A 5,131-nucleotide genomic window follows, 5' to 3' on the forward strand; every position below is an offset into this window, starting at 1 on the left:
CGCGCGATGACGCAAAACAGCTCTCAGCTTAAGGTGTTTCAATCCACGCGCCCCGCGTGGGGCGCGACAAAGGGTGACAAAACGTGCACCCCATCTATAACGTTTCAATCCACGCGCCCCGCGTGGGGCGCGACGGCTCTACTGTAACAGCTTTGATTTCTACCTCCTAGCCAGGGAATTGCGCGGACTCACTAAAAGCCCATAGCACGGAATGCCCAGAAAATGAGCATCTGTGTGCAAGATGCTTGGAATGAAATAGAAGGGATATGCGCGAACCTGCTGGGCGTAGACTGTGTGCTTAAGGTTCGCGCTATAGGATAAGGGGGCCTTCAGGGTTGTAGGCAGGCTTGGCGCCAGCGTGTTCCACGCGCCTCTGCCAGTTGGCTCCCAGGAAGTAGAAACGAAGGCTATCGGTCGACGGGTCGATGAGGGCGAGGAGCTTGGCGCGAAATTCAACCCAAAGAGCAGGTTCCAGCAGGCATTCAAAAACTGAAAACTGCACCCGCTGACCATGATTCTGACACAGTTTGGCGATTTGCCGGAGGCGGCGTTTCCCATCGTCGGACTGAGTTCCCATATCATACGTCACAAGCACCATCATGCTTTGTCATCTCCAGATGAAGGAAGGGTAGGCGTCGAGATCGCCGCGCAGGTGACGCGCCAGCAGAAGAGCCTGTGCGTAGGGAACCAGGCCAAAGGGGATACGTTCGTTCAGAAATGGATGGAGGACCTCTTCCTGCTTGCGCAACTGCCACGCGACCAGAACTTCTTTGCGCGTGGCATCGTTCATGGTCACCCCGCCGGATTCGGCGCGGGAAAAGCCATTTCCGGCTACCTGGCGGCGGTTGATGAGGGTAAGTACGAGCCTGTCGGCTAACACCGGACGCAACTCCTCCATGAGGTCCAGAGCAAGGCCGGCACGACCGGGACGGTCGCGGTGCAAAAACCCAACGGCAGGGTCTAGGCCGGTCGTCTCCAATGCAGAAGCGATGTCGTGCGCCAACAGGACATAGAGGAACGAGAGCAACGCGTTGACATTGTCGAGTGGAGGCCGGCGGCTACGCGTGTGAAAGAAGAACTCCTCCTTCTGGTGCAAGATGAGTTCGTTAAAGACGCTGAAATACGTCTGTGCGGCGTCTCCCTCGACGCCGCGCAAACCATCGAGAGAGGTTGCGGACGCGAGCAGGCGTAGCGATTGGCCAAGCTGTGTAGCAGCACGATCAATGGTATCTGAGGTGTGCTCACGACCAGCACGCAAGAGCGAAGTCCGGCTGTTAGCGATCTTCGCCAACAGAATCGACTTTGCGATGGCTGCGGAATCAGCATCCTGGTCGGCACGGCGATACTGCTCCCGGCGCAGCAGGACGTTTCCGTGGATCGGTCCCTGGATGCGGGCGAGAAAGCGGCCGTGCTCGCTAAGGAAACTCACGCCGACGTTGCGCTCGGCGCAGAACCCCATCAGCGGAGGGCTCATTGAGACTATGCCGATGCAGACAATACCCTCCAGCGTATGTATAGGGACGCGAAGCCTCGTTTCATGTTCGACGCGAACGAGGACTGTTTCACCATCCTTGCTGAGATAGGCATCGGGAATCGTGACGTAAAGTGTGTTGAGGAGCTTTCTCATCGGGGTTGTTCCTCTTCATTGCTGGCGCGTTCGCCAGGAACCTTCCTGAGATTGGCTTCCACGGCGCGGGTCAGATAACTGGAAGCGCTGACCGACTCGCCAACCGACGGCAGGCAGACGGGCTTCATGGAGCAGCCTTCGCATTTCTTCGCATAGATGGCCCGCGGCGTTTTCCCGGATTGAAGAATCTGGTGCATGCGGGCCGCGAGGTGCTCAACCTCTTGACGGAGCGGTTCGTCGAAGTTCACCACTTCGCGACGCTTTGCCTTGCCGTCAAAGACTGCCCCCGCAGGAACAGGGACTTGGAGCATCTCTTCAAGACAAAGCGCCTGTGCGCAAAGCTGAATTCGATAGGCCACGCTGCCGTGTTTGTCGCGGGTCCGCTTGTACTCCACCGGATACGGCTTCCAGAGTCCTTTACGGCGCGGCATGGGAACACCCGGCTCTGAGGCTTCACAAGGCAGGAACTCGACAATGTCGGCTTGCCCGGAGATGCCAAGGCGAAAGGACCGCAGCGGAAGAGTTCGCCGAACCAGGGCCTCGGGGCGGGATTCAATTCCGGCGGAGTGTGCCTTCTCGTGAAGAATTTTGCCTTCAGCGGTGAAGAGGTTCTCCTCCCACTGCTGCTCCAGATGAATCAGCGCCCAGCGCCGTTCGCAAAAGGCGAGATGCTGGAGACCGGAGAGCGGGAGAAGATCCTCTTCTGTATACATACTGTTCCGCCTTGGATGGAACAGGCTTATGCGAGACCCCCGATGAGGGTGATGCCTTCCGGCAGTGAGCCTGGATCGGGAGGCACGACGGTGTAATCCGTGAAGGCGCGCGGGCTCTCAATATCCGGCCTCTTCTTCACCTGGATGGACTCAAAGAGCCTCTGTGCTTGCGCATTGCCGAGCTTGCTCTCGTGCTTGAAAATGTAAAGGCCGCGCGCAGCCATTGTGCCCCGCGCAGCGGAGCGGTCCAACTCAAACAAATTGGCGAGAGCCTTCCACAAGAGCGTGAGATCGTCTTCGCTGAAGCCGGTCTTTGCGGCAAAGACCGGGTTGATGTAGCCATGCGCGAGATACAGACCGTAGGGGATGGTGTGTTTGCGCCCCAGAGTTCCGGTTCCAGACTTGATGTCCTTCTCGCCCGTAAATGCCTGGCGTGAGATGGTGTGTTCGGTAGGGAGAATCCGGTCGATTGAACGCGCAAACGTGATCTGCACGGGGCCGCGCACCTGTCCGCAGTTGAACTCGGTTGTGCTCATGACAGCACCGAAGGCGCGGACATCGAAGAAGTTCTTGCACATCCACTGACGGGCCTTTTCGATGTCTGTCGGCTTGGTGTCCTTTCCTTTGGCTTCGATCTTGTCGTCGCCAGTGAGTTTCTCGAAGGGCTGCCGCTGGTTGCTTTCAAGCGTGTTGCCGCTCAGCACAAAGATGCCGTATCCCGATTCTGCAACATCATTCGTTGTCTTGGCATAGCGCACATAATCCCGAATCTTGCGCTTGAGGCACACGTCGGAGACGAGCCCTTGAAACGTCTCAGGATCAAAGCGCGGACTGTTGTCAGAATCCGGATCCCCGTTCGGGTTACCGTCCTGGCAATCAAACAGAAAGACAAAGTCGTAGCGGTTCTCAATCGTACTCATCGGTTGTTCTCCTGATCGGTGGATTCATTTGTAGATTCTTTTTCAGCATCGTTGGCTTGTTTGCGATCCTGCGCCTTAGAACGGGACCTGGCCTTCTGGTGGTAGTAGCCGAGGGCAAAGAGTCCCTGGCCTTCGAGCCCGAGTTTGCCTGGATAGGCGCCGCTCGCTGAGGGTTGCAGGAGATTGTGCAACTCCTGTAGCCGCGCATCAATGGCATACGCGGCGGGTGGGTTGTCCCTGCGAAGCTTACGAAGATGCTTTTGGCCGAGGTTCTCAATCTTCGGGAACGCGACGGCAGGATACGTGGATGCCAATGCGAAGTAACGATCCAGAATCGACGAGTTTACTTCATTTTCACTGGATGAGCGTTGCAGGTTTTCAAACTCCGCCATCAACCGCCCACAGATATAGGCTGGGATGGTGCAGCCTGGGTCCAGTCCCTCACTCATTTTTCTTGCTCCTTCCTGTTGTAGAAACAGATCGTTGATGCACATGCGAATCAGCCCCATAGGCACGCGCAGTCTAGCCAGTGACATGGGATCGCTCTTCTTCTCTCCCGTCTTTTCCTTTGAGTCGCTTCCGCCTGGATGTCGGAGCCGCGTGAGCGCCGTCGAGAGTACCGAGTAGCCAAGCGGAACGCCCTCAATGCCCCGGCGCAGCAACGCCAACACTGTGTGGTCATCGGGCTTGCCTTCACGGTCCAGGGCATACAGCAATTGCCATAGCCGCACGGGAGCGGGTTCGTCCCAAGGAAACTCAACGCGCAGTTGTTCGTGCCAGTTCTTAAGGTTCTCTTTTACCTGCGTGAGTGCAAGATCCGCCCAGTGATGCACGCGCAGCCGTCCGCCATTGCCGGAGACGGCGACCATATAAAAGCGGTTTGCGTCAGGCTCACTCCGCGCATCGAAGCCGAGGAGTTTTTTCACTTGGCTTGGGTCGGCCCGGTCCATCAGGTCAAGCGCATCCAAGTCTGCTGGGTTCTTGAGCCAGTACAAGAAGCCGATGCCCGCAATATCCTTGCGCCGGCCCTTGTCCTGCTTCAGCAGATCGTTGAACGCAAGCACGTAGGCCAGCGCGCGATCCGGAGAGACCGGGCTGTTCCGGTTCTGCTCCCATCCGTAGGAGCGGAAGGCGTCTTTATCGAAGGACATTAGCGCAACGCCAGCAGCCTGCCCTCCAAGACTCGATACGCCTTTGATTTTCTCGTGTGTGGGCGCAATGGGGCCGAACTTGCCGGAGATCATGCACTCTCCGTCGCTGCCTTCCATGCGCCCGGCAAACGCAGCCTCGTAATGCTTGCGCCAGAACTGCTGGACAGACTCGCGTTCCACCAGCGGTTCGCCGACAGAAAGAGCAACGAGCGTGCCGGGCTTCGCCTCCTTCAAGGCGTTGCGCGCCCTTTCCAGATCTTCCGCATTAGCATAGAAGCGAGTGCAAGCTCCCAGTGCACCGTCCCCGGTTTCCGCAGCCGCTTTGGCGATGAGAGCCACAAATGCCTCGTGATGCTTTTCGGCTTTCTCTTTGTCGGCGGATTTGTCGGGTGTCCACGGACCAATGCCGAGGACGTAGGCAATATCATCCGTTCCCAGCAATGGATGCTCCCCGCTATTACGGTTCACCGGCGAACGAGGCATGCTAATCGGCATGGGAACCCGCACCTGCTTCTTGCCGCGCGTCTCCGTCGTCATCCGTTGCGTCGCATTCAAAAACGTTCCTCGCTGGGAAATTTCAAGCAACCACGGCACGGGCTTCATCTCCCACGCCGCATCGTTCAACTCATCGGCCAGATAGTTGTCCGCATATTCAGCTAGCGCCTGTACGAGCATTCGAGCACCTCCCGGCGCCGTCCTTCGTCGGCCAACGCCGACTCC

Annotated in this window: 5 protein-coding genes; all 5 read right to left on the minus strand. The window is 57.8% G+C overall.

The genetic code is table 11. From position 1 onward, the window contains the following. Positions 1-310 precede the first annotated feature (310 nt). The 5 genes from cas2 to cas8c are packed head-to-tail and all read right to left on the minus strand — an operon-like array spanning position 311 to position 5,086. Positions 311-601, minus strand: coding sequence for a CRISPR-associated endonuclease Cas2 (gene cas2 / locus VMU57_RS13380; RefSeq protein ID WP_325384203.1), 291 nt, complete (start codon positions 599-601; stop codon positions 311-313). A gap of 6 nt (positions 602-607) precedes the next feature. After that, positions 608-1,627 (minus strand): type I-C CRISPR-associated endonuclease Cas1c, encoded by a 1,020-nt coding sequence (gene cas1c, locus VMU57_RS13385; protein WP_325384205.1) that lies wholly within the window; start codon positions 1,625-1,627, stop codon positions 608-610. Next, entirely contained in the window at positions 1,624-2,340 is a 717-nt protein-coding gene (gene cas4 / locus VMU57_RS13390; RefSeq protein WP_325384207.1) for a CRISPR-associated protein Cas4, read from the minus strand. Before cas4 ends, cas1c begins: the two co-directional genes overlap by 4 nt. Positions 2,341-2,366: 26 nt before the next feature. Beyond that, positions 2,367-3,260 carry a type I-C CRISPR-associated protein Cas7/Csd2 gene (cas7c, locus tag VMU57_RS13395; protein ID WP_325384209.1) on the minus strand — a complete coding sequence of 298 codons (894 nt, stop codon included), beginning with the start codon at positions 3,258-3,260 and terminating at the stop codon, positions 2,367-2,369. Continuing rightward, positions 3,257-5,086: a type I-C CRISPR-associated protein Cas8c/Csd1 gene (gene cas8c, locus VMU57_RS13400; RefSeq protein WP_325384211.1), complete on the minus strand. Its 1,830-nt coding sequence runs from the start codon at positions 5,084-5,086 to the stop codon at positions 3,257-3,259. Before cas8c ends, cas7c begins: the two co-directional genes overlap by 4 nt. Between the last annotated feature and the right edge of the window lie 45 nt (positions 5,087-5,131).

It is taken from the genome of Edaphobacter sp. (genome assembly GCF_035532915.1).
GTDB lineage: Bacteria > Acidobacteriota > Terriglobia > Terriglobales > Acidobacteriaceae > Edaphobacter.

Excerpts from the sequence above, each read along its gene's own strand:
- cas2 (WP_325384203.1), bottom strand. The coding sequence starts at position 601 with ATGATGGTGCTTGTGACGTATGATATGGGAACTCAGTCCGACGATGGG.
- cas1c (WP_325384205.1), bottom strand. The coding sequence starts at position 1,627 with ATGAGAAAGCTCCTCAACACACTTTACGTCACGATTCCCGATGCCTAT.
- cas4 (WP_325384207.1), bottom strand. The coding sequence starts at position 2,340 with ATGTATACAGAAGAGGATCTTCTCCCGCTCTCCGGTCTCCAGCATCTC.
- cas7c (WP_325384209.1), bottom strand. The coding sequence starts at position 3,260 with ATGAGTACGATTGAGAACCGCTACGACTTTGTCTTTCTGTTTGATTGC.
- cas8c (WP_325384211.1), bottom strand. The coding sequence starts at position 5,086 with ATGCTCGTACAGGCGCTAGCTGAATATGCGGACAACTATCTGGCCGAT.